The 26,753-nt window shown below is 58.8% G+C and carries 22 protein-coding genes and 4 pseudogenes; 10 read left to right on the top strand and 16 right to left on the bottom strand.

Annotated elements, in window-relative coordinates; translation table 11 throughout:
• Positions 1-286: 286 nt before the first annotated feature.
• Entirely contained in the window at positions 287-1,054 is a 768-nt protein-coding gene (locus tag E3T38_RS06870) for an ATP-binding protein (protein ID WP_134547371.1), read from the bottom strand.
• A complete protein-coding gene (locus E3T38_RS06865; RefSeq protein WP_134547336.1) occupies positions 1,054-1,977 on the bottom strand; it encodes a hypothetical protein in 924 nt (307 codons plus the stop codon). Before E3T38_RS06865 ends, E3T38_RS06870 begins: the two co-directional genes overlap by 1 nt.
• Before the next feature lie 188 nt (positions 1,978-2,165).
• On the opposite strand from E3T38_RS06865, the pseudogene E3T38_RS06860 reads away from it, so the two are divergent.
• From E3T38_RS06860 to E3T38_RS06850, 3 genes and pseudogenes are all read left to right on the top strand, one after another.
• Positions 2,166-3,453: pseudogene (locus tag E3T38_RS06860) on the top strand (site-specific integrase).
• Positions 3,450-4,427: a tyrosine-type recombinase/integrase gene (locus E3T38_RS06855; protein WP_134547334.1), complete on the top strand. Its 978-nt coding sequence runs from the start codon at positions 3,450-3,452 to the stop codon at positions 4,425-4,427. The pseudogene E3T38_RS06860 and the gene E3T38_RS06855 overlap by 4 nt, the downstream one beginning before the upstream one ends.
• Positions 4,424-5,434: a tyrosine-type recombinase/integrase gene (locus E3T38_RS06850; RefSeq protein WP_174775216.1), complete on the top strand. Its 1,011-nt coding sequence runs from the start codon at positions 4,424-4,426 to the stop codon at positions 5,432-5,434. The genes E3T38_RS06855 and E3T38_RS06850 overlap by 4 nt, the downstream gene beginning before the upstream one ends.
• Positions 5,435-5,478: 44 nt before the next feature.
• Here the strand turns inward: E3T38_RS06850 and E3T38_RS06845 are convergent, their stop codons facing one another.
• From E3T38_RS06845 to E3T38_RS06835, 3 genes are all read right to left on the bottom strand, one after another.
• Complete coding sequence (locus tag E3T38_RS06845) at positions 5,479-6,159, bottom strand: transposase (protein WP_134547332.1); 681 nt, start codon at positions 6,157-6,159, stop codon at positions 5,479-5,481.
• A 754-nt stretch (positions 6,160-6,913) separates the two neighbouring features.
• Positions 6,914-8,044 (bottom strand): EpsG family protein, encoded by a 1,131-nt coding sequence (locus tag E3T38_RS06840; RefSeq protein ID WP_166805458.1) that lies wholly within the window; start codon positions 8,042-8,044, stop codon positions 6,914-6,916.
• Positions 8,045-8,048: 4 nt separating this feature from the next.
• A complete protein-coding gene (locus tag E3T38_RS06835) occupies positions 8,049-9,176 on the bottom strand; it encodes a glycosyltransferase (RefSeq protein WP_134547328.1) in 1,128 nt (375 codons plus the stop codon).
• A 1,301-nt stretch (positions 9,177-10,477) separates the two neighbouring features.
• On the opposite strand from E3T38_RS06835, the gene E3T38_RS16670 reads away from it, so the two are divergent.
• A complete protein-coding gene (locus E3T38_RS16670; RefSeq protein ID WP_166805447.1) occupies positions 10,478-10,843 on the top strand; it encodes a hypothetical protein in 366 nt (121 codons plus the stop codon).
• Between the two features lie 74 nt (positions 10,844-10,917).
• Here the strand turns inward: E3T38_RS16670 and E3T38_RS17300 are convergent.
• Positions 10,918-11,070: pseudogene (locus tag E3T38_RS17300) on the bottom strand (transposase); the annotation flags it as partial.
• Positions 11,071-11,091: 21 nt separating this feature from the next.
• Between E3T38_RS17300 and E3T38_RS06825 the strand changes: the two are divergent.
• Genes E3T38_RS06825 through E3T38_RS06815 form a run of 3 tightly spaced genes read left to right on the top strand, consistent with a single transcriptional unit; the run spans position 11,092 to position 12,281 of the window.
• Positions 11,092-11,406 (top strand): transposase, encoded by a 315-nt coding sequence (locus tag E3T38_RS06825; RefSeq protein ID WP_134547326.1) that lies wholly within the window; start codon positions 11,092-11,094, stop codon positions 11,404-11,406.
• 35 nt (positions 11,407-11,441) lie between these two features.
• Positions 11,442-11,819 carry an IS3 family transposase gene (locus tag E3T38_RS06820; protein WP_134547324.1) on the top strand — a complete coding sequence of 126 codons (378 nt, stop codon included), beginning with the start codon at positions 11,442-11,444 and terminating at the stop codon, positions 11,817-11,819.
• 6 nt (positions 11,820-11,825) lie between these two features.
• Positions 11,826-12,281, top strand: a complete 456-nt coding sequence (locus tag E3T38_RS06815) for an IS3 family transposase (protein ID WP_134547322.1) — start codon at positions 11,826-11,828, stop codon at positions 12,279-12,281.
• Here the strand turns inward: E3T38_RS06815 and E3T38_RS06810 are convergent.
• Positions 12,226-12,660, bottom strand: a pseudogene (locus E3T38_RS06810) (IS110 family transposase); the annotation flags it as partial. The gene E3T38_RS06815 and the pseudogene E3T38_RS06810 overlap by 56 nt on opposite strands.
• 226 nt (positions 12,661-12,886) lie before the next feature.
• On the opposite strand from E3T38_RS06810, the pseudogene E3T38_RS06805 reads away from it, so the two are divergent.
• The 3 genes and pseudogenes from E3T38_RS06805 to E3T38_RS06795 all read left to right on the top strand — a co-directional run.
• A pseudogene (locus E3T38_RS06805) lies at positions 12,887-13,417 on the top strand (IS30 family transposase); the annotation flags it as partial.
• A gap of 96 nt (positions 13,418-13,513) precedes the next feature.
• A complete protein-coding gene (locus E3T38_RS06800; RefSeq protein ID WP_134547318.1) occupies positions 13,514-13,771 on the top strand; it encodes an IS3 family transposase in 258 nt (85 codons plus the stop codon).
• A 57-nt stretch (positions 13,772-13,828) separates the two neighbouring features.
• Positions 13,829-14,401 carry an ATP-binding protein gene (locus E3T38_RS06795; protein ID WP_198417313.1) on the top strand — a complete coding sequence of 191 codons (573 nt, stop codon included), beginning with the start codon at positions 13,829-13,831 and terminating at the stop codon, positions 14,399-14,401.
• 74 nt (positions 14,402-14,475) lie between these two features.
• Here E3T38_RS06795 and E3T38_RS06790 read toward each other — a convergent pair whose 3' ends face one another.
• From E3T38_RS06790 to E3T38_RS06750, 9 genes are all read right to left on the bottom strand, one after another.
• The gene (locus E3T38_RS06790; RefSeq protein WP_255452734.1) at positions 14,476-15,261 is read right to left on the bottom strand and encodes a glycosyltransferase; all 786 of its coding nucleotides are present in this window, start codon (positions 15,259-15,261) and stop codon (positions 14,476-14,478) included.
• A gap of 209 nt (positions 15,262-15,470) precedes the next feature.
• Positions 15,471-16,706, bottom strand: a complete 1,236-nt coding sequence (locus E3T38_RS06785) for a hypothetical protein (protein ID WP_166805456.1) — start codon at positions 16,704-16,706, stop codon at positions 15,471-15,473.
• A 64-nt stretch (positions 16,707-16,770) separates the two neighbouring features.
• On the bottom strand, positions 16,771-18,756 hold the full coding sequence (locus E3T38_RS17435) for an NAD-dependent epimerase/dehydratase family protein (protein ID WP_134547312.1): 1,986 nt from the start codon (positions 18,754-18,756) through the stop codon (positions 16,771-16,773).
• Entirely contained in the window at positions 18,753-20,528 is a 1,776-nt protein-coding gene (locus E3T38_RS06775; protein ID WP_241984339.1) for a nucleoside-diphosphate sugar epimerase/dehydratase, read from the bottom strand. Before E3T38_RS06775 ends, E3T38_RS17435 begins: the two co-directional genes overlap by 4 nt.
• Positions 20,529-20,718: 190 nt before the next feature.
• On the bottom strand, positions 20,719-21,702 hold the full coding sequence (locus E3T38_RS06770) for a hypothetical protein (RefSeq protein WP_134547310.1): 984 nt from the start codon (positions 21,700-21,702) through the stop codon (positions 20,719-20,721).
• A 14-nt stretch (positions 21,703-21,716) separates the two neighbouring features.
• Complete coding sequence (locus E3T38_RS06765) at positions 21,717-22,319, bottom strand: low molecular weight phosphatase family protein (RefSeq protein ID WP_134547308.1); 603 nt, start codon at positions 22,317-22,319, stop codon at positions 21,717-21,719.
• Positions 22,316-23,752, bottom strand: a complete 1,437-nt coding sequence (locus E3T38_RS06760; protein ID WP_134547306.1) for a polysaccharide biosynthesis tyrosine autokinase — start codon at positions 23,750-23,752, stop codon at positions 22,316-22,318. Before E3T38_RS06760 ends, E3T38_RS06765 begins: the two co-directional genes overlap by 4 nt.
• A gap of 130 nt (positions 23,753-23,882) precedes the next feature.
• Positions 23,883-25,733, bottom strand: a complete 1,851-nt coding sequence (locus E3T38_RS06755; RefSeq protein WP_166805454.1) for a DUF4012 domain-containing protein — start codon at positions 25,731-25,733, stop codon at positions 23,883-23,885.
• Positions 25,734-25,783: 50 nt separating this feature from the next.
• Positions 25,784-26,752: a glycosyltransferase family 2 protein gene (locus E3T38_RS06750; protein ID WP_370448999.1), complete on the bottom strand. Its 969-nt coding sequence runs from the start codon at positions 26,750-26,752 to the stop codon at positions 25,784-25,786.
• Position 26,753 lies beyond the last annotated feature (1 nt).

Here is a 26,753-nt window from a genome sequence, read left to right as displayed (position 1 = left end):
TTGGAAACCAGCTCTCAACGCCTTCGCCATCACCTTCCACGACCGCTGGCCGAACGCAGAATCCTACTAATGAAAAACGCCGGAAACACCGTTACCGAGCCACTTCCACGTGGCGTTCTCGGGAGTAGGTTCGACCCGGTGCGTTATGAGTCCCACACGGCCGGCAAGCCCGGGATCCTACCCTTTTGGCTAGTAGCGCTTGATGGTAGCGCCAGTCCACGTATTTGGTAACAAAGTTCTGACGAGGTGGTAGCGGCCCGGGCGTGGTGCCCGGGCCGCCTTGGTGTTATTCCCAGTAGCCTTTCTGGGCGCGGGCTTGGTCGTTGCGCTGCTGTCGCATGTCGATCTGGCCGAGCTTGATGATGCGGGCGTTGTTGGCGAGGCGGTTGACGATCGAGTCCGCTGCGACTCGGTCGGGCAGCTCGGCGACCCAGTGCGCGGGTCCGGTCTGCGAGGCGATCATCGTCGGGAGCCGGTGCTCCCGGTTGGCGAGGATCGCGAACAGGTCGTTGCCAGCGTCGCTGTCGATGCCGACGGTGAGGAAGTCATCGATGATGAGCAGGTCGACGTTCGAGAGCTCGTTCAACAGTTTCTGGTGGGCGATGGCGTCGCCGCGAGCGATGACGAGCTTTCGGGCGAGGTCGTCCATCCGGTAGTAGAGGACCGAATGCTCACTCTCGCAGGCGCCGATGGCCAGGGCGCAGGCGAGGTAGGTTTTCCCGCCGCCGGTGGGCGAAATGATCAGCAGGTTCGTCGCATCGGAGCGCCAGTCATGGGCGGCATAGCGTCGCATTCTGACCTGGGTGATGCCGCGACCCTCGCGATAGTCGACCTCGGCGACGGTGGCGCCCGGGATCGGGAACGCAGCCTGACGGATGAGCTTGTCGACCTTGTTGATCCGTCGAGACTCCAACGCGTCGTCGACCGCGACGAGGAACAGCTGCTCGGGGGTGAGGGTGTCATTGGCTTCGTCCTGGATGAGTTCCTCCAGCCGGGTCGCGATGTGAGTCACCCGCAGAGCCCGGAACTTGTCGTAATCAACGCTGGTGAACATCACTTGACCTCCTCGTCGCGGGCATAGTGGGAGGCGTCACGGACATAAACATCCGGCGTGGTGTCGCGGAACACGACCGTGCTGACGCGTTTTCGGGTGGAGGCGGCAGGGAGCATCGGCCGCGGCTTCTTCGCATCGCTGTCGATCGCCGCCATCAACCGCTTCAACGTCGAATAGGTCGGATGGGCGCTGCGGTTCACGAACTCTTGGGAGGCCGCCTCCAGCTGTTCCCGGTTGTTTTTGCCGAGCCCATCGAGGATGTTCTGGCAGGACAGGTAGCCCTGCGCTTCGATTACCTGGCTGTCCGGGATCTGCTCAATCACCGTGACGGTGGCCGGACCGACGCTGCGCGCCCGATCAGTGAACCAGCGTCTGGACCACAGCCCGTCGATATCGCGGCGCTGCGGCGGGACATGGTCCGGCAGGGTCGAGTACTGCCCCTTGCGGCCCGTCAGCCGCGGGTGTTCGCAGATGCTCTCGTGCCCGTCGAAGACCGTCACCCGTGACGACGTCAGCCGAACCCGCAGCAGCTTGCCCGCCAGTCCGAACGGCACTGAATACCGTTGCGTGTCCGCGGTGACGTGGTAGTTCCGGGCCGCCTTCAGCTCCTTCCACTCGACGTCCTCGAACCCAACATCCGGCAGAGGGCCCAGCAGCTCCCGCTCCTCGGCGTCGAAGCGTTCCCGCCGGGTGGTGTCGTCGGCGCGGCGGATGTCATGATTGATCTCCCGCACCCGTTCCTCAATCAAAGCATTCAACTCGCCCAGCGTCGTGAAGACGTCGTCCTCGAGGTAGCCGATGACGCGTTTGTTGACCACGTTCACCGCATTCTCAGCAGCAGCCTTGTCACGGGTTTTTTTCACTCTGGCCGGGACAATTGCAGTCTGGTAGTGATCAGCGAGCTGCTGATATCTGGCGTTCACGATCCGCTCCGCGTCACCCCTGTGGGTCTGGTGGGTGGACGTCGTCGGGTTATCCGGCTTATGTGGCCGGCTGGGTTATGTGGCCAGCGGCGCGGACTCGCTGGCTTTGACTGCTTGTCTGCTCTCTCGCTGGGGATCGGGGACACATAACGAACTGTCGGGGCCATGGTGGTTTTTTCAACCTCTTGATGAGAAAGGAAATTGCCATGTTGGAGGAGTATTTCGTCAAGCCGGCCACGGTCGATCGGCTCCGGGGTTCGTGGATGGGGGCGGAGATCGAGACTTACGTTGTTTGGCTGGTGGAGCACCGCTACAAGGTCAGGTGCATCTGGTCGCGTGTCCCGATTGTCTTCGCATTCGGCGAATTTGCTGGCGCACGAGGTGCCACGGCCATCAGCGAGTTGCCCGCACACGTGGAAGCGTTCGTGGAGGAACGGCTTGCGCACCACCACCACGATCGCAGGGAACCGACACGGTCGATTGCGAAGGAGGTCCAGGGCCCCGTGGAGCAAATGCTGTCGGTTGTTCTTCCCGGCTTCGAGCCGAGTGGGCGGCGGCACCATCGACAGCCATTCGTTGACATCGCTCCTGGCTTCTTCGATTATCTGGTCGACGAGCGCGGCCTTCGTCCCGCTTCGGTGCTGTCCTATCGCTTCCACCTGGACCACTTCGAAGCTTACCTTTACCTGCGGCGGGTCGATGTCCATTCGATTCATGACCTCTCGCCGACGATTCTCAGTGCCTTCGTCGTGGAGCGCGCTGGAACCGGACTGGCTAGGAGCACCGTGCGAGAAGGCGCTGGTGTCCTTCGAGTTTTCCTGCGTTACGCCCACCGTCAAGGCATACTGGCCAGCGACCTGAGCTCAGCCGTGGGATGGCCTCAGGTCTATCGACTTTCGGATATTCCTCGGTCCATCTCCTGGGCCGATGTTAATCGGGTCTTGGCCGGTGTCGACCGCAGGACCGCAGCGGGCAGGCGTGACTATGCCATCTTGCTCCTGCTGATCACATACGGTCTTCGCGGCCGGGAAATTGTCGCACTCACCCTCGATGACATCGATTGGAAGCGTGAGCGTCTGGCGGTCCCCGAGCGCAAGGCGGGCCACTCTACGGCGTTCCCTCTTTCTGCTGTCGTCGGCGAGGCGCTTCTTGACTCTTCAGCATGGGCGGCCCAAGACTAGCGATCGCCACGTCTTCTTGCGGGCCGTGGCTCCCCTCCAGCCGATAGGGACCGCCGCGGTCTCAGGGCGGGCCCGCTACTATCTGCTCAAGGCAGGCGTCAACGTCCCCCGGCCTGGTTCGCACACCCTGCGACACTCGGCCGTGCAGCGCCTGGTCGATGCGAACTTTGACCTGAAGACCATCGGCGACTTCGTGGGACACCGCTCACCACGGTCCACAGAAATCTACGCCAAGGTCGCCGTCGAGGCGCTGCGCGAAGTCGCCCTCGGCGACGGTGAGTCGGTCCTGAAATGACCGAGAACATTGCTGCCGACATGGAAGCTTTCCTGGCTCACAAGCGTGCACTGGGTCGGAAATATCAGACCGAGGAAAGGACGCTGCATCTGCTCCTTGCTTTCGCCGACCTGCACGCGGTGATCGATCTGCCCGGGCTCACCCCTGGTCTGCTGGATGAGTTTGTTGTCTCCAGACCACGGCCCCGAGCCCGAGCCCGAGCCCGAAGCTTCAATCATCTCGTTGGGGTCGTCAGCGGCTTCCTCAACTGGGCTGTCAGCCAGCAACGTTTGGATGCAGCACCCTGGCGCGGAACTCGACGCCGGGAGACGGAACTTCGTCTGCCGTTCTTGTTCGATCTCATCCAAGCTCGGCGGCTGCTCGAAGCGGCGGCGGCCCTGCCGGACAACCCCCGAGCCACCGGTCGTGGTTCGACCTATCAGGCCATCTTTGCCCTGTGCTACGGCCTCGGGCTCCGAGCTGGGGAAGCATGCGGTCTTCGGCTGGACGACGTCGATACCGATCGGCAGCTGCTGATCGTGCGCGGTGGCAAGTTCGGCAAGAGCCGTCTGGTCCCGTTTGGGCCGCGCGTCGGAGAGCTTCTGGCTCTCCAGCTCGACCGCCGACGGGTCCAAGGTGCACCGGGACAGGGCGCACCGCTGTTCAGCTTCGACGGTCGCCGCTGCGTGCACCCAGGCACCGCGAGCCAAACGTTCCATCGACTCGTCATCGAGCTGGCTTTCCCGGTTCCCGACGGCGTCGCGCCGCCCCATCTGCACTGCCTGCGTCACTCCTTCGCCGTCGGATGTTTGTTGCGCTGGTATCGGGAGGGTCTGGATCCGTCGAAGCGGCTCTTCCAGCTTTCGACGTTCATGGGGCACGTCGACCCGACCTCGACAGCGGTCTATCTGACGATTACCCCGGAGCTCCTCGCCGAGGCAAACCGACGGTTCGAAGCCTTTGCCGAACCCGTCTGGTCCGAGGTGAGGTCGTGACCGGGGCTCGGCCGCTGGCGTCCCTGGTCCATTCCTTCTTCATCGACCACCTGGTCGTGGTGAAGGGGCTCCGCCCGGCGTCAGTGCGCAGCTACAGCGATACCATTCGGCTGCTGCTGCGCTTCGTGGCCGATCAGAAAGGAACAAAGATCACCAAGCTCAACATCGAGGACTTGAGCTTCGAGCAGGTCCTCGGCTTCCTGCGATACCTGGAGAACGACCGCCACAATCATATTCGGACCCGCAACCAACGGCTGGCCACCCTGCACACACTGTTCGAATACATTGCCAGCCGAGAACCGGAGATGCTTGAAACCTGCCAACGCGTTGCTGCCATCCCCATAAAACGGGCGGCACCAGCCGAGACGCACTTCCTGGAACGCGACGAGATGGAGGCACTGCTGCGTCACCTGCCGCGCACTGGTCGACTCGCACAGCGAGACCACACCTTGATCTTGTTCCTCTATAACACCGGAGCAAGAGCGCAGGAGGTTGCAGATCTGCGAGTCGGAAACCTCGAACTCGGAGAGCACGCATCGGTCCGTCTCCACGGCAAGGGAGACAAATGGCGGACATGCCCGCTCTGGGACCAGACCGCGAAATCGCTCGTCGAGCTGCTCGGCACGTCCAACAAACCCCGAGCAGCCGACGTTCCAGTCTTCCGCTCGGTGACCGGTGAAGCCCTGACCCGTTTCGGCATTTATAAGATCGTGCGGCGCCTCGCCGGGCACCTCGACAATGCCCGCATCAACCGCAAGGTCAGCCCCCACATCTTCCGCCACACTGCAGCGATGCACCTCCTCGAGGCGGGAGTTGAAGTCAATGTCATCCGCGGCTGGCTCGGCCACGCCGATCTGACGACCACGAATCGCTACGCCGAAATCAGCACCAGAGCAAAGATGGAGGCACTCCGGGCCACCGAGCCACCCGGTAGTTCGGTGGGACCCCGCCCACGACCCGTCTGGCGGTCCGACGAATCGCTGCTCAACTGGCTGTCGTCGCTCTGAACATTATGTGGCCAGCGGTGACCGCACTGCCCAACCATTACCGGTCACCGGCGCCGCTGGCCACATAACCCAGCCGGCCACATAAGCCCGAATATGTTCCGCGGAACATATTCTGGCACGACGATCTGTGTCACGCCGCCGAAGAACGCGAACGCTTGAACGTGCGCGTCGAGCCACGCCAGAGACTTCATATCTCCGTAGGCGCGGCAGAACATCAGCCCCGAATATGGCAGCACCGCGACGAACAGAATCGCTCGAACGACCTCGCCCGTGATCGTGTCGACGACGACCATCGTGTCGCCGACCCAGTCCACCAGCATTGCCCGACCCGGCTCATGGCGCAGCACCGCGACCAGGTCATGGGTGCGGAGGTAGTCAGTGAACAGAGCGCAGAACTGCGAATACCCGTACTTCTTCCCCGCGTCTTTCGTGTCGACGTAACGACGCCACGCCAACAGCAACGTGAAGTGCCGGTTCGCTTTCATCGACGCCAGCACCCGCGACAAGTCAGACTGGTCATACTCATCCGACACGTTCCGGCGCCCGTCGGGGAACCACTCCGCCAGCTCGACGTCGCTGACCGCGACCGCCGAGGTCAGACCGCGCTGCTGGACCTCCTGCCGGACCCGGGCCACGTCGCGATGGGAGCACCCCACGATCTCCACGACCTCGCGGTAACTCCGCCCCTCCAGCAACAACCCCAAGATTTTTCGATAGTCCGCCATGACCCCGCCCCTTACTGAAAAGGACCACGCCTGATGCGTGGCCCTCTCACAGCAGAGCAGTTCACCAACCGCCAGCGCTACCGTGTACCCGGAATCGCGCTACCAAGTCGCCGGACTAGCGCTACCAACAAGCCCTACTCGCCACCTTTGACGGGACCACCCATTAGTCCGAGACCTCCTATCACAGCTGCAACCTCACCATCAGGTTGCGGCACGACGCGGTCGAGATCCCCGATGATCAAGCCACGCCCTTGCGGCCCTCTGCTTACGTTCGGCCGACAATCCAGACGATCTTCGAACCCGCATCTCTGCGGACGTTGCTGGTGACTAGGCCCGGAGCGTGGTGCAGCTCCGGCCTCTGGTCCCGAGCCGGTGTGCGACTGGCTCGATAAGGCCACGGCAACCAATCGGCGCCGACTCCTCAGCGCCGTGGATGCCGTATCGCCATCAGCTGGGTTCGACACCGCAAAACACGCCGCAGACCTGCTCATCCAGCGCGGCGACGCTTCGGACATCACCGAACTGAGGCTGCTCGCGCGTCGCCTCGAAAGGTGTGTAAATTTAGGCAGGCAAGAGTCGTCTGGAACGTATCGACGTCTTTCTCAGAGCAATGTTTCACACTTCCATCATGGGAAAGCCTCGATCTCTTTCAGCCCAACGACGCGCCCGCAGCTCTAACCAAAACTGCACCGCCAATTGCGAAGAGCCCCCGGCACGCCCAATCGCTCTACATGAAATGATGTTAACGCCATCATCAAGACGCTCCCATCGAGAGGTATGTACTATACGGCACAAGCCCATCATAATTCAACAAATAAAAAGTGAGATAAATAAGTCCCGCCACTACGATCAGAAAACTGTGAAATCCCGCCCCTTTCCTGCCAGCCAACAGATTCGGAATCGCCAGAATGATGAATATTCCGAAAAACATTTCCATTCTTACCAGTACTTTAAACGCTGTTCCGGCAACTAGGAAAACTAATGAAAAAATCACTAGGGTGCGATAATGCGAGTTGCTATCGTCTTCGCGGCCAATCCAAAGCATATAGCAAATTATGATTATCTTGCTAAGAATCACAAGGTAAGTTCCCAGCCCGGTGGGGTTGTCAATCAAATAGCCTCCGTACCGCGGATTAAGGCCCACCAGAAGCCCCGACAGTTGGTCTTCAATAAACGCACTGGATGCCAAGGCCGCACCCAAAAACAGCATACCTACGACCAATAATAAATTCGGTCGCAGGTGACGCGACAACAGGTAGATCGCGAGAACAAAAATTGTCGATATATGTATTGATATTGCGACAGCCATTAGCAAGAAAAATGTGACCTTATTTCTCTTATAATAGTAGTCTGCAAAGAGAACTATTGCGATCGCGATGCCTTGTCGGGTCGCGTTAAATGAAGCCAAATAAAAGGCTAATGTAAAATACAAAAAAAGTGAAAGAAATAGGTCAGTGCTAGAGCGCTTTATCGCAACGAAGACTAAGACGACTGTGATAAGTGCCGCTACCCAAAAAATAGCTCGGGAATCCTCTATCGCGGTCTTCACCGCGAGGCTGAGGATTGTGTAACCCGGTTCCACAGGCGAGGCTGCGATGCTGCCCAACCAATCTTGTGCGACTAGCGCGCTAAACATGTAGTGGTAGGTGGTGTAATCAGTTCCGATTCCGTATCGTAGCCCGGAAAAAGCGACAAGAAGGGTTAAAATCGCGTAATCGAAAAAATTCCATTGCTGCGTTGAAGAGTCGATTACCTCCGTCCCTACGATGGCTGTACTTTTCACGTGAATGCGGTTATCTCGGACGGTGTGTTTCGCACCTGAGACCAGTCGGCTGAACATCGAAAGTAATGAGGTAACCGCCAACACCACGAAGTAGGGAATCATGTTCTCAGCCGACCGTGCTGGTCCGACCATCAAGCCAACGGATGATGCTCTTCAGCACTAGGTCTGCGTGGATCGGGATAGCCATCCTCGACGTATCTGGGGACGCCTGGGGTAAAAGACCAGCATCAATATCGAACTTAATCATCGCGGCCAGAGTGGTCGTATCGCCATCGTCGGCGGTCGCGACCCTCGGAGCGTCGCGCACTCCCTTGACATCGAACCCATAGGAGTTTCTTCCGATAGCTGCGGCCTCTAATAGGACTCGGGCGAGGCCCTCCCATCGCGAAGTGTGCAACAAGATGTGAGAAGCGGCAATCAACTCATTAGAGCTCTTGCGCCCGGGCAGCGTCACAACATCGCGTAAGTTTGACCGATTGATCTCCTTCGCGACTGCTGTTCCAAGAGGCCCGGCTCCTGCCATGACAAGACTAAATTGGACTCCTGCGTTACGTAGGTCGCGAGCTACATCCAAAGCCAGAAATGGGCGCTTTCTTTCGCTTAGATCGCCAATCCAAGCAATTTTAATAGGATCGCCGGGCAACAGCGCTGGAAGCTCGCTTGCCGGAAACCGATCCAAAGGTACACCAACCCCATACTTTGATTTGACCACGTGCATATTCCCAAGGCGTTGGCTCATCCAGCGTTCATCCTCTGTATTTGAAACGATTGCCCCGCGCGTTCGCAGCATGAGAATCGACTCCAATCCTTTCCAGAGTAACGCTGGCTCAGAATTTTCGGCCCAATGGAGCCCATGGCAGAAGTACACAATTGGAACTGAAGTTGGTGCGACCCGAACGAGAGCGGAAGCCGTTGCTGTATTTGTCAGAATGACATCCAAACGTCTGCGACGAGCCCACAGAGCGAGCGATAATGGAGTCAATATATTGGAAAAATGCGGAGCCTGCGTTAGCCCGTGTATAATATCGGACTCGATTGTCTCTGCAGCGTCTCCGGCCGCAAGAAAAACTTCTACTCCGTTTCGGCGCCACTCGGCGACCATCTCTAGAAAAAACATATCGAGAGTTCGGCCGACGCTGGCAAGGACTCCAATTCGAAGTTGTGTTGGCTCCGACTTACAAGTGGCTAAACTTTTGTTTATCAAGACGATGTACCTTTCATTTAAAGACTTCATGACCTCGCCCTGCAATAATCTTTGACTTCGCGCTGGACAAAAACATCTTGTGACCACCTCTTCTGAAGGTCAGACGCACGAGCCAACCGATTTGCACTAGAGACACTTCCACTCACACCCACTGGAGAATGCTCGACAAAGCTTTTCCTCCGTAGTACTCGCCGATGACCCGCGCTTGCGAAAGTTAATTGAGGTTGACGAAACGCTCCGACTGTCCCCCGCGTAACGATGACCGCAATCTTTTAAAATCGGAATCGAAAGCAACGCAGAGCGCGGTCATGCGAGTCAACCGGTCCGACCTACCAACCTGCTCGCATACGACTCCATCCGGACTATCGCGATGCGCGAATGACACCATGAAATGAGCAATGTCTCGGTTCGTCACTGTGAGATACTTCCCGGTTTCGATCTGTGGATTGATATTGGAATGAGCGAGTCATCGGGAATCAAATCTTCCGTAGTGAACGAACATAGTCCTGGTTGCGGTCTCAGCACAGGTACAAATAAACGCTACAGTACGCGGTTTATTCTCAAATACTGTACGGTCTTTCCAACGCGCCTAGGGGGCTAGCACGCTTGTCAACGACCGCATTAGATTTTTCAGTCTACATCTCCCCCGATACATGCGAGCGCCACATGCCCTTCTCCATGACTCGAAGTCCCACATGCGTTCTGAACATGAAAATGGCGTTCAACCACGCCGATCGAAAGACAGGCCATGGCGCTCAACTGCGCTGCCCGTTGACACCTTCTACGCCAATTTACCGGGGTAACACATTGATTTATGGACCGTGGAATCTAGTGTTGACCCTGTGCATGTTAGTCGGGACGATCATTTTTTCATCCGGAACCCTAAGCGATGAGTGTGAAAAACATCCGTCTCGCCAGCGAATTTTCCGAGAACGCTCAGCATGACTTTATCGGCCTCCGTGACTCTACGAATCGGATGAAGCGCCACTGGCTGAAGGGACTTCCTTCGTATTTGTTCACCACATCTCCTGTGCACCTACTGCGAGGACCGATGACTGTCCTGATCTAAAGGGTGGCGGCGCCTCCGGCCGTTAGTGGCGGATAGCCCGAGTTGGTACCGGTAGCCCAGGTTGTTGGTACTGCCGTCATCTAAAAATCTGGTTTCTTTGAAAGGACGGCAGCACATCGGGTGTTGCCGATTCCTAACGAAGGAGGCACTGAGGGCAAGCTACAAGGCCATTACAGCGTTGGTGTTCTAGTGCCACAGCTACGACGAGATTGTGGGCCTGGTGGGGTGTTCGCGGCGTGACGTCTCGTTAGTCGAGAAGACCATGGCGACGAAGAGTTTGATCGCCGCGACGACCTCGGCGATGAACGAGGAGCAGTGGGTGGGGCTGTTTCCCGATGGGCGCCGGAGCGTGTCGGTAGCTTTTGTTCAGCCTGACTTCGCGGTGACGTTTAAGTCGATGAAGAACAGCAAACATCTCGCCTTGCAGCAGGGGTGCCGAATGTCCGTGCGTTTGGTCTCGGCCCAGCAGGGACGAAAGTACGGATATTCGCGGTACTGCGAACTGTTCACCGAGTTCGTCGCCACCCATGACGTCTTGGCGACACTGTATCGCGATCCGGGCCGAGCGCTGCTGGTGGACTGGACGGGCGACACGTTGCCGGTGAGGCGAAGCGCGTCTGGGGTTTGATAGCTGGACAGGAGCACGAGTGCTGCCTTGTTTTTGGAATAGTCAAAAGCCCGCTCCAGTGCTGGGAAGTACTCGAGCATCACAGCGCGCAGGCGATTGATCGTGCGCACCCGATCGCACATCACGTCGTGGCGGTACGAGGTTAGGAGCTGCAGGTCGATGCTGGTGTGATCACCACCGCGCACGGGTTGAAGGTCGCGGTGGCATTGCCCCCGTTGAGTGGACACCTCACAAGAAAGAATGTTCACATGGGAAAGACACGCAGGGAGTTCACTCCTGAGTACAAAGACGAGGCCGTGAAGCTGGTGATCAACACCGGCAGGGCGGTCGCGACCGTGGCCCGCGAGCTCGGCATCAACGAAGCATCGCTGGGCCGATGGGTCAGCGCTTTCAAGGCCCGAAATATCACCGGCGAGACCGGAGTCACCGAGTCGGAACGGGCCGAGCTGCTCCGGTTGCGGAAAGAGAACGCGGACCTGAAACTTGATCGGGCGTTCCTAAAAAAAGCGTCCATCTTCTTCGCCCAGGAAGCGTCGGATACGAGCGTAAAGCGTTCGAACTGATACTGGCGGAGAAGACCAACTTCACGATCACCCGCATGGTCCGCCTGCTCGAGGTGTCCCGCTCGGGATACTACGTCTGGCTCGACCGGAAGCCATCGGACCGCATGATTCGGCAGGACGGCATCGAGCAGAAAGTGGCGTGGTTCCACGGCGACTCCGACGAGGTTTATGGGTCGCAGAGAATCCTCGCCGACCTCCGTGCTGACGGGGAAACCATCTCGCGCAAGACCGTCGCCAAGACCATGCAACGTCTCGGTTTGGTGGGTATTTGCCCGAAGAAGTGGAAGACCACCACGATCGTTGACCACGCCGACGCTTACCCCGTCGACGCGGTCAAACGGAAATGGGACACCGGGGCCCTGAACCAGGTCTGGGCCGGTGACATCACCTATTTGAGGACTTGGGAGGGATAGGTCTACTTGGCGACAGTGATCGACGCGCACAGCCGCCGGGTGATCGGCTGGGCGATCGCCGCTCACATGCGGACCGACCTGATTGAGGACGCCCTCGTGATGGCCATGGCACTGCGCGGTGACAGACCAGCGCACGTCATTTTCCACAGCGACCGCGGCACCCAATATGCCTCGGCGCAGATCACCACGTTCGCGATCAAGAATGGCATCACCCGCTCGATGGGATTGACCGGTATTTGCTGGGACAACGCTATGGCCGAGAGCTTCTTTGCGACTCTAAAGACCGAGTTTTACTACCGCCGAGTGTGGCCCACCCGCGACCGCGCCACCCGCGAAGTCGGCGCCTGGATCGAGGACCGCTACAACCGCCGACGCCGGCACTCCTCGATCGGAGATGTCAGCCCAGTCGACTACGAACTGCAATACTCGTCACAGACCGCGGAAGTTCAGCTCGCCGCCTAACCCGTGTCCACTCTCCGGGGTCAAGGCCACGGCGCATGCGGGCCTGGTCAGCGATGATGGCCGCATCTTTGGCGTCCGTTTTGCCGTCACCGCGGTAGGTCGCCGAGGCGTGGTGAATGATTCGGCCGGGAATATAGAGCAGCTGTTGGTCGTGCGCGGTGAGGAGGCTGATCAGCAGTGCGGCGCCGCCAGCGTTGAGGTCGGTCGCCCAGGTCACAGGCTCGCCGTCGGCTAGGTCAACGACCGATGCGATGAGTTCCAGCAGGACGCTCTCGTCGTTCTCGATGCGTTCGGACAGGCGCTTTTTGCCTGCCTCGTCGATGACGACGCAGTGGTGTTCACGTTTGCCAGCGTCGATGCCGGCCCAGATTTTTGGCACAGAGTGTCCCTTCTAATGTGGAGTTATGGTCCCTGCGGATAACTGCGCCGGCACGTCCTTACACAGCGATCGATGTCGCAACTCTCAATCAGCGGTCGAGTCATCACACGGGCAACGGGCGGCCATTCCCAGTAAGCCGTCCAGGCGGCAAGGAGACCTCAGCCATACCCATCGCCCGAGGGTTGCCGGAACATTACTCCGCCTCCGACACTCACAACATCGTAAGGAAGATGACCTCATCACCGGCGTCCACAATAGGAGCGCGATCGCCACCCTTGTGGAACGCACGACCAAAATCACACTGCTCACCCACCTGCCGCCGCTGGAAGGCTACGGGGTGCAACCGCGGGTCAAGAATGGTCCAGCGTTGGCTGGACATGTGGCAGAGGCCACGAGGAAGGCTCTTGTGATCAAGATGGGTGCTCTACCAGCGGCGATGCGCAAATCATTGACCTCGGATCGAGACAAGGAACTGTCCCAGCACGTGGAATTGACGCAGGCGACCGGGATTGCCGTCCACTTCGCCGACGCCCACAGCCCGTGGCAACGACCCTTGAACGAAAACACAAACGGACTCCTGCGCCAGTACTTCCCCAAAGGCACCAACCTTGCACGATGGGACGCTGATGAACTCGACGCCGTTGCTGTGACACTCAACGACCGACCACGCAAAATCCTAGGCTGGAAAACCCCCAACGAGGTGTGGGCAGAGCATTTATTATTGACCGAACAGGCCGGTGTTTCTTCGACCAGTTGAATTCGCCCAATACGCCTCGGCGCAGATCACCGAATTCGCTGCGACACATGGCATCACCCGCTCGATGTGCCTGACCGGTATTTGTTGGGACACGCTATGGCTGGGATCTTTTTCGCGACGCTGAAAACAGAGTTCTACTACCGCCGGAACTGGCCCACCCGGGCCCGGGCGATCGGAGACGTCGCGATGTGGATCGAGGACCGCTACAACCGTCGCCGTCGCCACTCCTCGATCGGGCATGTCACGCCTGTGGACTTCGAGCTGCAATACTCGTCACAAGCCACAGAGATCCAACTCGCCGCTTACCCGTGTCCACTCTCCAGGGCCAAGGCCAGGCCTCGATGGCTGGATTGATCTACCCGCCGGGACGCAGCATCACCCCTGTGCGGATGAAACGCTAGGCCACCATGAGTGGAAGGCCGGCCCGGCAAACCTGCTCACCATCTCTCCAACCGGCGGCGGCAAAACATATCTGGCTGCGCGATCGGCATCGCTGCCTGCCATAGCAAACACAGTGGTCACTACACCCGGATAGATGATCTGGCAAGCCAGCTGGTCATCGCTCGAGGTGACGGGATCAGCCATCAGAACATGCTCAACAAGCTCAGCGACGTCGACTTGTCAATCATCGTCGACTTCCTAACCGTGGGTATTGATCCGAATGCCGCCAGTGACCTCTTCTCGATCCTGGCCAACCGCGACCACCGGCTGCCGGCCATCATCGTCAGTCATTCCGTGCCGACCTACTGGATCGAAGCCCTTCCCGACCAGATAGCCGCCGACTCCACCGTAAACCGGCACGCCGGCCAAGCACGCACGCTCAACGTTGGCGAGATCGACATGCGCCGGCTGCCCAGTACGAAGCGAAGACTGCGAAAGGCTACTGGTCGTAAGCGCCTCGGGCTGCGTCGCGACGGTCTGGCCGAGCTTGCCACATCGCACGCCTGGCCACTACCCCCACCCCGGAACACCAGTATCAATTAGGTGGACAGCCAGTACCAAATACGACTATCCGCCATTTCAAGAAAAAAGACCCCTCAGGTATTCTTGCAGAGACGTCAGCGTCTAGATATGGATCCGATTTGAGAAAGTATTATTCGTCTACCGTAGCGAATCTTTGCCCAAGAAATGAGCGTAATCATCATCTTTAATCCGAAGTACCCGTCGCGATAGAGGTCACGATAAATTGCAGTCTGACCTGCCTCCATCCGGCTCAAACTCTGGCTTAACCCGGACTCGCCATACAGGGCCTTGAAGGCATAGGCCAGTGTCGCGTCGAAATAGCCAAATTCACCATATTTAAAAGCGATCCTAAGCCAAAGATCATAGTCCTCACAGAACTGTCGCTTCGCGTCGAATCGCAGTGAGATGTCGCGGCGAACAATTACAGATGGTGTTGGGAGCATATTGCGAAAACATAGCTGCTTTGCAGAAATGAGCTGTCTCGCAACCGTCGGAATGACCTCCGAATCACCCACTGGTTGTCTCGTCACTCCAATCCGATGGCCGGACATAACCGGTGCCGTTTCACCTTCCATTAGCGGAAGCTGATATTCTAACTTTCGTGGAACCCAGACGTCGTCCGCATCAAGAAAGGCAACAAATTTCCGGGTTGCCACATCCCAGCCGGCATTTCGCGCAGCAGCAGGGCCTCCGTTCTTCGACAACGTGACCACGTGGAGATCCAATGGATGGCGCTCCATCAGCGATTGTAGTAGTCGCGCTGTATCTAGGTCATCGCTGTGGTCGTCAACAATAATCACTTCAGCGGGTGGTCTCGATTGGTGCAATGCGGATAGCACTGCGCGTTCCACGGTTTTCGCGGAGTTGTAACAGGGAATCACTACAGAGACAGGAGCTTTGGCTATCTTCGTTGTGTCCGGGTCCAATTTTTTCCTCCATCGTAGTTTTTTTTTGCCAGGTTAACTGATTTCCTAGGTACATATACTCGATGCACGAAATTCAGTCTCAGTGGCCCGCACGTTGTGACAGGACGATTTATGATGCGGCACGAGTTCAAAAAATGCCCAAGACAGACCGGCAATTCAGACACTTACCTGAATCCGGCTGCCGATCGTGAAATGCGTGCGTCTCGTCGTGCAGTCAACCTGGCAAAGCCATATAGTCCCAATGTCCTGCTTACGTTTCCGATACACAGCACAACATAACCTGCAGTCACGGCTGGGAAATGACCCCAGATACTAACGGCGCTAGCGACAAGAACGACCACCGTTGCAATAACGGAAGCCCCGGTGACGCCCCTGTAATTATTCATGGCGAGTAGCGCGCTCGAGAATAGATAACTCGGAATAGCTGCAGCGCAAGCAGTTGCAAGCAAGCTTATTTCAAGGGCAGGCAAAATATACTCGGAGCCGTATACGAGCGCTAAAACGGGGGGGCTTAACACGACCACCATCGGTATTAGCAGCACTCCCAGCAATGCCGCCCGCATTGCGATCCTTGAGGTTCGTTGAAAAAGGCCGTCTGCGCCTAGTTTGTTGAACGTCATAGCGAAGGAAGGGAGCACAATCGTCGCCACAGAGGCACCGACGAGATTAGCGAAGATAAAGAGATAGGAGGCGGCAGCGTAAGCTCCAACATCTGCCGATGCACCAATCATTCCCACGAGCACCACAGGTACATAGGTAATCAGCGAAATCAGAAACTGCGCAATGGAAAGCGGTGCTCCCACGCGTGCCAGCTGGCGGTATCCAGGTACTTTTGTCTCAGATTGGACAACACCGCAATCGACACCTACCGGTCGACGAACTACCAAAGATACGCTCGTGATGGCCACGATTGCCGAAACCAACGCTGACGCCCACACACCAGCGACCACGTTACCAGTGCAGAGTACAGCAACCGTAGACAAGACGATTGTCCCGCCGGCGTTGGCAAGGCCAAGCGTCCCAAGCAACGCAAACTTGCGGTCCTTCTGCATGCGCGCGTAGTACAGATCCAAAAGAGAGTCGAAGGACTTCATGGCCACGATCGCGCCCACGAGTGAGGCTGAGGCCCCCTTCGCGTTCGGGACCACGAGCGTGACCACCAGAAGCGCAACTATTCCAACGGCAATACCAGTAATCCGAAGAACAACGTAGGTAGCCCACGGGTATTCTTGGCGGAGGGTTACAAACACGGATCGAAGTCCCAATTGGGTCCCGATGAAAATTGGACCTGCGATTGCCAGTAGCGTCGAGTACATGCCGACCGCTGACAAGCCGCCCTCGCGGGTCAAGAGCCAGACCAGATACCACTGCGCAACGGCAACAGCAACAGTGCCCGTCAAAACGAGGAAGGATCCACGAGAACGTCTCAACAAGCCGGATGACATGTCCCAAAATCTCCAATTCTCACTGGGGTGCGGGCAATCTGAAAGCTGCGTCCATCCGGGGCTCGCCCTCTAAACCTTCTTCCCTCGCCCAGCGCGAGTCCTGCGCTTGGCCAAACCACATTAGGTCAATGCGTCGTACTAGCCCGTTTGCAGGCTTGACGACGCGTCCAACCGCATAGCCGATCCCAACGAGGGCCCGGCACAATAAAATTGGATAGTGTCTGGGAGGATGACCGCCAGCGAGCTGCAGAAGCGAGCCCGTCGTCAGACCTTCCCATGGTTGAAGGACTATCGCGGGGACGGAGCGCTCGAAAGAACCCACATAGGCAACAAACGCTGCTAGGCCGCCAACGGAACTGACCACTGTAGAATTTGTCCCTGCCCCTGCCACGGATGCGAATGGCGATTGTGCCATTCGCTGCAGTCGACGAGTGGTCGGCCGCCCAGGACCCTGAACAGAAGTTGCACGAATGATAACGGCGAGAGATGAGGCAGGGTGCGCGCAGATCATTAGCTCGCCCAGAGCCTTGGCATGCGAATAGGGAGAGAATGGGAAAACGCTCGGGGACTCATCCAGTATCCTCTGTCGCCCCTGAACAGCACACGAACTTAGGTGGACGAATCTTTGCACTTGCGCCTCTTGAGACGCTGTTAACAGAAGACTTGGTAGAAGCGCGTTAGCGCCAAACAATTCATCGCCACCACCAGAATCGGGCTGCGCTAGTCCCGCCGCATTGACAACAACGTCAGCCTCCCGCATCAAGGGGACCAATCCCTTCAAGACGTCCGCATAGTCGCGAAGTTGAGAAAGCGCCTCTTCAGCGGACGCCGACGGGTTTAACTTGAGGCGAGGTCCTGCCGCCACGGCGACCTGAAATCCCCGTGCTTTGAGTTCTGAGACGATAGCCGTTCCCACAAAGCCGGTTGCACCAAAAATTAGCCACTTTGTCGCCGGTCGGCTTAGGGAGCTGGAACCTATGAGGGATCTTTCCAGACGCCCGTTACCATCCGATTGCCGTGGATATATTTTTATCAATTTTGGTATCGCTAAGTAGAGAATTACGACAACGACGCCTAGCCCCAGAGCGACAACGGATAAGTGCGCTGGCCCGAAGGTAGCAACTATTCCCAGGGCAGCAGTTACCGCGCTTGCTGCAGCGACCAAAGTCGATATAGAGACATGCGAGTGCCCTGCGTCTACTAAAACTTGATAGATATGGAGCCGGTGCGGTTGGTTCCAACGTTCGCCTCGAAGCACCCTGCCGACGAGAGTCATGCCCGAGTCGGCTAGATAGATTATTAGCGGTCCGGCCAGTGCAACGGGAGATACACCGCTCAGGACAGCACCGATCACAAATAGAGATATGGCCCCGCCCAATAAATAGCTACCAACGTCACCGAGAAATACTCCTTTATTAAACACATTCCAGGGAACAAATCCTAGAAAGGACGCACTCAGGATGAGACCCGCCGGAACGAGCCAGCCCACCCCGGAAATCATGCCGATTACACCGAAAGCTATCCCTACAATCGTTCCGTGAAATCCAGATATACCGTCGATTCCATCCATGAAGTTCGCTGCATTTGTGTAACTAGCAAAAAAGATCGCCCCTACCGGCATCCACCAAAGCGACGTCTCCGTGGTAGTTAGTAATGCCCCCGTCGCGGTACCGCCGATCGCTAGTTGCGCGGTTGCACGAACCCATACTCGCAGACCTTGTACGTCCTCCAAGAAACCAATCAGGCCGATGAGTAGGCTGGCCACGAGCACGATTCCGAGTACAGGAGCTCCCGTCCAGCTAGCAAGAATACAAATTAGGAATGCGACCCCGAACGCGACTAAGGGGGAAAGCCCAGCACCGCGCAGCGCAACGGCGTCGTGCGATGATCTGTGGCTCGGTAGATCGAAGATTCCATGCTTACGCAGTAGTGGATTCAGAATTGTCGGTAGGCCAAGGCTAATCACCAATGCCGATGACACCGCTACCCATCCAACTGCCGTCATGCGAGCAACTTGTCCGGCGCCAAGATTAAAGCACGGCTGCGTCCTGGGAGCCAAGTGTCCATAGTGAGAAATTCCGGCGAAAGCGCCAGCACCGCAGTATGCGAAATTTTGGGGTGCAGCGGGCGCTCGTCAGTTTCACCCAGGCCAACAAGCTCTTCGTGCAGCTTCTCACCTTCACGCAGTCCGGTGTACACAATCTCGATCGACCTACCCGACTGCGCGATCATTCGCTTGGCGATGTCAAGAATGCGCACCGGCTCCCCCATGTCGAGAATGAGCACCTCGCCGGGGCGACCGATACCGCCGGCCTGCACGACCAGCTGGCAGGCCTCAGGGATGGTCATGAAAAAGCGCGTGACGTCAGGGTGCGTGATGGTGAGTGGACCGCCTGCCTCGATGAGCGCGGTGAAGGTGGGCAACATAGACCCCCGGCTGCCAATCACATTCCCGAAGCGCACCGAGATATAGTCATGCCCGGTCTGTTGGGCGGCGTAGGCGGTGAGCTGCTCACCAGCCCGTTTGGAGTAGCCAAGGACACTAGTCGGGTTCGCAGCCTTGTCGGTAGAGACATTGACGAAGGTCTCCACGCCCACGTCCTGCGCGGCTTCGAGCACGTTCCGGGTGCCGAGAACGTTGGTCTTCCACGCTTCATCGGGGTACTGCTCCAGCATGGGCAGGTGTTTGAGCGCGGCGGCGTGGAAGACTACGTCAGGGCGGCGTTCTCTGAAAATTTTCGAAATAGCCTCAAGGTCGCGGATATCTGCGAGCACGACGTCTTTGGTATCGAGCAGACCGTGTCCTAAAATAGAAATCTGAGTAGTCTGCAACCCCGTCTCATCACGGTCGAGCATGATGAGCTCACTTGGAGCGAAATTGTGGATCTGCCGGCAAAGTTCTGAGCCGATTGATCCGCCAGCTCCGGTGACCAAGACCCGTTTGCCGGCAATGTACCCGGCAATGGACGCCATGTCGGTGTCCACGGGGTGCCGACCAATCAGGTCGTCAATAGAGATATCACGTAGGTCGTTGAGGCGCACCTTGCCCCTGAGCACATCGTCAAGAGTGGGAAACACCTTGACGCGCAGTCCAGCGGCATCCGCTGCATCTGAGATCTCGCGCAGCAGCTCGGCCTCGATGCGGGCAATCGAGACAATCAACACTGTGGCCTTGGTTGCTTCGGCGACGCGAATGAGGTCCACTCCAGTTCCCAGCACGCGAACCCCGTGAAGCCACACATTGCTCTTGCGCGGGTCGTCGTCGATTAGGCCGACCGCCCGAAAAGACGATCGTGCATCGGTCTTCATACGCCGAACAATGGATCCACCGAGGTAGCCCGCCCCATAGATGAGCGTGTTTCGCGCGTTGTCAGCGGGCACGATGACTCGTTCAACGAGTAATCGCTTGTAGTAGCGAACACCACCCATGAAGACGAATGCCATCGGTAAAGCAATAATCACAGTACTGCGAGGTATGTCTAACAGTTCACCGAAGATAATCACGGGAACACCTAAAACCGAGGCTGTGACGAGCACCGACCAGAGCAGCGAGCGTACCTCGGCAAAGCTACCGTAGGGGTGGCGGCCACGATAAAGGTGGAAGATCGAGCCAATGAACAGCTGCAGAACTGCAGCGCCGACACACAGCAATACGAGCGGGGGCCAGCTGATTTCCACAACGTGAAACTCGTATCGGAATGCCTGGGCGAGAACGAGTGCAACGCCCCACGAGGCGGCATCAAAACCGAACTGGGTGCCAAATCGGACAAGAGGCACAGACTTGTGAAGGTCTGCCAACGTACTCGTCGCAATCTTGCTTAATGACACGGCTTATTCCCCCAAAATGAAGTGCGCCGCACTGGTGGTTCGTGAACAAGATTGGCTATCTTCGCAGACATTGAGTCTACCCGCTGAAATTCCGGGCATTTGGGGGACAGCGGTAGCTTCCGAGCGACCACACCGTGACCTAAAACCATGTTGCGCCACCGTCATTTGATCTGCTCAGGGCGTCTCCGGCCCACAACCAAAGGGTTTCCCCGCCACTCGACACGGCTACGTCGCCCGGGTTGAAGGCAGCCGAGCGGCAGCCGGCAATCGATAATGGCGCCTCCGTCGGCTCGCCGGTCGCGAGCACCTGCAGGCCATCACAACTAGCCTGGCTTTGCGCAACCACCAGGTAGCCGTCGGCAGTGGAAGTGAGGTTGACCCCACCGTTTAGCGCGATGCCCGCCCCCCAGCTGGCACCGGCGTCGGTCGTGCGCAGAAACGTGCCATCGCCGCAGAGCAGCGCAGCAGCGGTGCTGCTACGTGTCGCGAGTACTGCCACGCTAGCGCATGGCGCGGCCACGTCACCGTTTGGAGTGTGCACGAGCGCCCGGTTGGACGGGTTGACAAACCAACGGGCGCTCGCACGTTCTGGGTAGTTGGCCCACTCTTCGCCAGCAACATAGGTATCGACGACCTGCGGGGCACAATCACTCGCGTCGAGAGTAACGAGTGATGTCTCGGTCTCATCGACCACCGTCATGGTGAGAATCGACGATGCATCGGTCTCAATTGATGCGTCAAAAGATGCCCAACTCGCACCGGAATCGGTAGTGCGCTCCGGCGCTGCCGGTGTGGCCGGGCAGGGCCCGGTGAGAGTGCGCCAGGCTGTATTGGCATCCAGAGCGGAGAGAATGCGCGTGGGCGGGAAGGTTTCAATGGCGGCTGGAACGATTTGAACGGGCTCCACCGGCACAGTGGTTTCAACGGGGCCTTCGGTGGGGATAGCGCTGATGACGGCGGCCGGAGCATCCGCGACCTTGGTCGACGGCTCGCCGGGAGGGGCGAGGGCAACGGCAACGAGCGCTATGTCACCAATAACAAACACACTGAGCGCTGTCAACGCCCAGCGGCGGCACACGGCCTTGTTATGGCTAGCGCGCTTAAGTGGTTTGAAAGAAGCCATGCGTCATCTTCGAACTAAACGATCGTCGCAGCCCGCTGAAGGAGCGAGACGAGAGCGTTGACGGCGGGCACGAGCTGAGCAGCCGATTCGGCGTAAACGCCATCGTTCTGCCGGTAGGGGTCAACCACATCATCATCATCTGGCTTTTCAGCAGGCGGCACCATGCCGCGCTGGGAGGCGGCAAGTTCAACCACCGAAGCGAAGCGGCCAGCAAGATCGTCGAGTGGCAGACCCGCAACGGCGGTGAGGTCGGCAGCGGTCAGGTCGTGCACCAGGCGTGCAAACTCGCGAATCGTGAAGGTGTAACGAATGGCCCGCGGCGAAAGCTCCGCGATAGCACGTCGGTGCTCGCGCGACATGGCCAATACCAAATTCGATGAGATCAAGTGCTCAACGGTGAGTTCACGTGCAACGTGTGCCGAAGGTTCACCGCCGAACTGGCGAGAAAGAGCCGCGGCCTGCTCGGGCATGCCCCGGCCGGTGAGACCGATGGTTCCCGCGCTCGCGAGCGACACCCCGGGCAACGAGCCGAGGCCCACGCGCAGCAACTGCTCCGCGAGGGGCGAACGGCAGATATTACCCGAGCACACCGTGAGAATCGAAAACGTCGTCATCATGCGGTACGCCGACGCATCCGACGCAGCTGGCGCGTGCTTACGGGAGCCGGCACATCCGCTGACTCGGCGAGAATGGTTCCATAGCTGTACTGGCCATAGCCATAGGAATCCGGCCCCTTCGTGGGGAGCATGGTGATGATGACACCCACCGGGCTGCTTTCGACGCGTTGCAGGGCCTTCACCGCACTGGCAAGTTCATTGCGCTTGGTGCGGCCCGAGGCCACCACAAGCAGCGCACCACCGGTGAGCTTGCTCAACACCGCTGCATCGGTCACGAGAAGCAACGGCGGGGCATCGATCAGCACGACGTCGAACTCTGCGGTGAGACTGGCGAGCAAATTAGACATTGCCGCTGAACCGAGCAGTTCACTAGGGTTCGGGGGAACGCGACCACTGGGCAGCACGACGAGCTTGTCCCGGCCCCAGCTCTGCAAGACGTCGGCGAGTTCGGCGCGACCGATGAGGACATCGGTCAGGCCGACAGCGCCCTCAAGGCCCATGTAGTGCGCGAGGCGGGGCAGCCGCAGGTCGCCATCGATGAGGGCGACTCGCACGCCCGTTTCGGCTAGCGCGATGGCCAAGTTGGCCGTCGTGGTGCTCTTGCCCTCACCGGGGATGGAGCTCGTTACAACGAAGCTGCGGGGGCCGCCCGAGATATTTACGAATTGCAAGTTGGTGCGCAGGCTCCGGAATGATTCGGCGCGCGGGCTCTTCGGGTCGGCATGAACGACGAGCGGGCGTTTTTTTGCGTCGGGGTCGAAGTTGATGCCACCGAGCATCGGGGTGTCGGTCACGAGCTCGATGTCGTGCAGGCTGTGAATGCGCGTGTCAAGAACACTCCGCGACACCGCAACTCCGATGCCGATGGCCAGCCCTACCAACAATCCGAGCGCGATGTTGAACGGTACGTTTGGACTCGCCGGTTGCGCGGGTACCTGAGCGGGCTGGATAGTCTCGATCTTTACCGGGCTGACCGCTTCACCATCGGGCTTCTCCAGCTCATCGACCACGATGCGGCTGAAATTGCTACCCACAGAGTTGGCAATTTTCGCTGCCAACGTCGGGTCGCTGTTAGTCACCGACACGTCAATGAGTACGGTGTTCAACGGAGAGGACGACGCAATGGACGGGGCAAGTTGAGCGGCGGTGCTGTCGAGGCCAAGTTCCGCGATAACTTCATCGAGCACTATGGCACTGTTCACGACATCGACATACGACGTAACGGCCTGACGTGCGAAGCTCGTGCCTTGGACCAGTTCGCCGGAGCCGGCATCTGCTGCCGTCTTCACAGACACGTAGAGTTGCGTGCTGGCGACATATTTTGGCGTGGTGGCAATGGAACTCGCGGCTGATGCTGCAATTCCGAAGAGCACACACGCAACGATCAAGATCCAGCTTTTATGAAAAATCCTGACGTAGTCTTTTAACTCCACGTGCATGCCTCCGATAGATCATGTTGCTGGGAAAACCCCAATGAAGGGAATATCCCCTGTCTATAGTGGCACACGACCACGCGTGAACCGTGCGCCCCATCCATGCGCGGCACGCTTGCTGCAGTTTCGACTAGTCGACGGGCACACTCGCGCAGTCGAGCGGCACGTCGGATATGGCCGTCGGGTTGATCATCGGCGTCACCTCTGCCGCGAGCACCTTCTCGGCCGTGCCGGCTGCGACCACGTCTACGCTCAGCCTCGATGTATCCCCAGGATTCATGGTCAGAACGACCTTGGCCACTGGGTAGTCCGTGTCATGAAACTGTTCCAGCTGCACGTCAACACCGTCGATCGCAGCGCCCACGATTTGCGACCCGGGAGGCGCGTAGACCATGACAATCATGCGCTGAACGCCGGGCTTGAGTTTCTCCCGGACGAACTCGCCCAGAATCGATGGGCTGATCGACGTCGCAGCGTCGAGTGGCAGATCATTTTTAAGCTCCACGTCGATTCGATACGACGCCCCGTGGTCGTCCCGACACATGGCCTGTCCGAGGCTCACCGACTGCTGTAGGTAATAGTTCATCTTGGAACCGACGTTCTCTTGCAGGTAGACCCCGACCCGGTCGGTCGAAGCGTCGCTCTGAGGCAGCGGGCCGTCAACTTCTAGAGAGGTAAAGAGGGCTTGCTCTTTCTCCACGGGGCTCCACAACAGCAGGCGCCGTTCGTCGACAGCTTGGGACACGGCCGACAAGAGCGCTTTCGGATCAGATTTACCTCCGATCAATTGTTCGAAAGTCTTCTGCACGATTTCTGCGTAGACGACATCCTGCGCCTCGTTGTCGGCACCGGTATTGCCCGACCAGAACCTCATATAGACCTCGTTGAGCAACAAGGGCACGAGTGACTCACTCGTGAGAACGTCGCCGGTCGAGAGCGTTACGGGAGCAATTCCTCGAAGCAGGTAACTCAGCGCCAGCGGATCCACAGAGATCACGCCATCGATATCCGTGCCGAACTGACGTTTCCACATCTCCTGGGTCACCATGGCTGCACTTTCGAAGCTCGGGCGCACCGTGACGTTAGACATGGCCCGCCCGAATTCCGAACCGTAAAGCTCGGCAACACCGTCGGGCATCGCAATGACGGACTCCTGGTAGTCAGCGAAATTGCCGAAACCTGCCGGAACAGCCTTGCCCAGACTGATGTTGCCACGGTCAATCGTCAACAGAGCGAAAGAAAGGGACGTGCCGCCGAGCGCACGTGCTTCGGCGCTGTTTTGAAACACGATGACGTAGTCACGCGGCGCACTGGCGCCCAGCGCATCGGGGATAACGGCGAGAGCTTGGCTGGCGGACGCGAGCGGCGGCGCGAGGCTCGCGAGGAGGGTGTCGAATTTGCTCACGGCTGCGGTGAGTGGCGCCATGGTTGCACTCGTGTCTATGGCGTTGATCCGCTGCTCCGCTGCGGTGAGTACCGTACTGGCTTCACTCAGAATTTTGCCCGCTGAGACGAGCGGTTTAAGATCAATACCTCCATCCGCAGACTTGAGCGTTGCCGGATTCAGACTGGCCACAGTCTCTACCAAAGGCACAGCGGCATCCGTGATCACGTCATCTGCGACGACCGCCAGGGTGCGCACGGCAGCGAGATTGACCCCGACGAACGGAACGAATTCAGCGGCGCGCCACACCGGGTCACCGGTCAATTCCCGGGCACGTGCGGTGTGGCTCGCCATTTCGGTGACCGACGCCTTGGCTGCTTCTGTGTCTCCTGCAAGTGCCTGGCTCTTGATCGTGGCGGCCAATGGAATGGCGGCTTCGAGTTCTGTCTTCGCTTGCCATCCGCGAACGCCTATCCATGAGATCGCGAGCGCGACAACGACGACCACGCCGATGATCGTCCAGAACCACCAGCGGCGGTAGAAGCGCGGCCGGGGCCGTTTCGCGGATTTCTGGGCACCAATTGTTGTTTCACTCACCATGCCATTGAATCAGTTCGAGTTGATCTCGCAAACCACGGGCCGGCCAGTCAGACTGGCTGCACCAGGTCGCGCAGCATGTCTTGCAACCCCAGCCCGAAACGGAAGTAGTCCCCCGTGCGCCAGCCACGCAGAATCGGCGCCACCCGCAGTAGCCGTGCCGCTGGCAGCGTGCTTCGACGCGCTTCATGCGCGAGCTTCGCATCGATCAGGGCCAGTACCGAAGTGGATCCCTCCGGCTCAAACTCCGAGGCCCGCCGTTGCAGCACAGCGACTCGCGCGAGAAGTCGGGCGTTGCGGGCGGTGCGCGGCGCACGCAGTCGGCCGAGCTTGCCGGAGGCATCGAGTGTGGTCACCCCGATCTGGTTACCGCCGTGCTGCCGATAGTCGGTGAGGGGTTCTTCAAGCAGATCGACCAGTCCGGTCGCGGCGGCGACCATGGCCATCCACTCGTCGTGCACCCACACGGCCGGGAACGGTCGTGATCGCTCCACCAGCTCTCGCCGCACCATCATCGTCGCGCCGGTCACGATGTTCCGCCGCAGATAGGCGTCGATCGCGCGACCAGCATGCACGGCCGCACGGTCGACATCAGACACACCCAGCGTTTGCAGTAACGTATGGCCCAGAGGCGTTCCGGCAGCATCAACTAGGCGAGCGTCGGCGTGCACCATCTGCAATTCGGGCCGACGGGTGAACTCGGCCACCATGCGTTCCAGCCGCTCGGGCCACCAGACGTCGTCCTGGTCACAGAGCGCAATGAGATCGCCCGTGCAGGCTGCGAGGGCCTGCTCGAAGTTCGCCGTCACCCCCAGTGCCGCACTGTTACGCAGGACCACCACGTTTACAGCGGGCCAGGCCACTACGACTCGCTCCAGTACAGCCAGCGTCTCGTCGGTCGACCCGTCGTCGGACACCACGATCTCGCTTACCGGGATCGATTGCCTCAGGATACTGAGCAGCTGCTCTTCGAGATAAGCGGCACCGTTGTAGGTGCACAGCGCGACGGAGACGCTCACA

This window comes from Cryobacterium sp. Hb1 (assembly GCF_004403585.1).
GTDB lineage: Bacteria > Actinomycetota > Actinomycetes > Actinomycetales > Microbacteriaceae > Cryobacterium > Cryobacterium lyxosi.
Note: the sequence above shows the minus strand (reverse complement) of the source record. Positions and strands in the feature narration are given on the sequence as shown.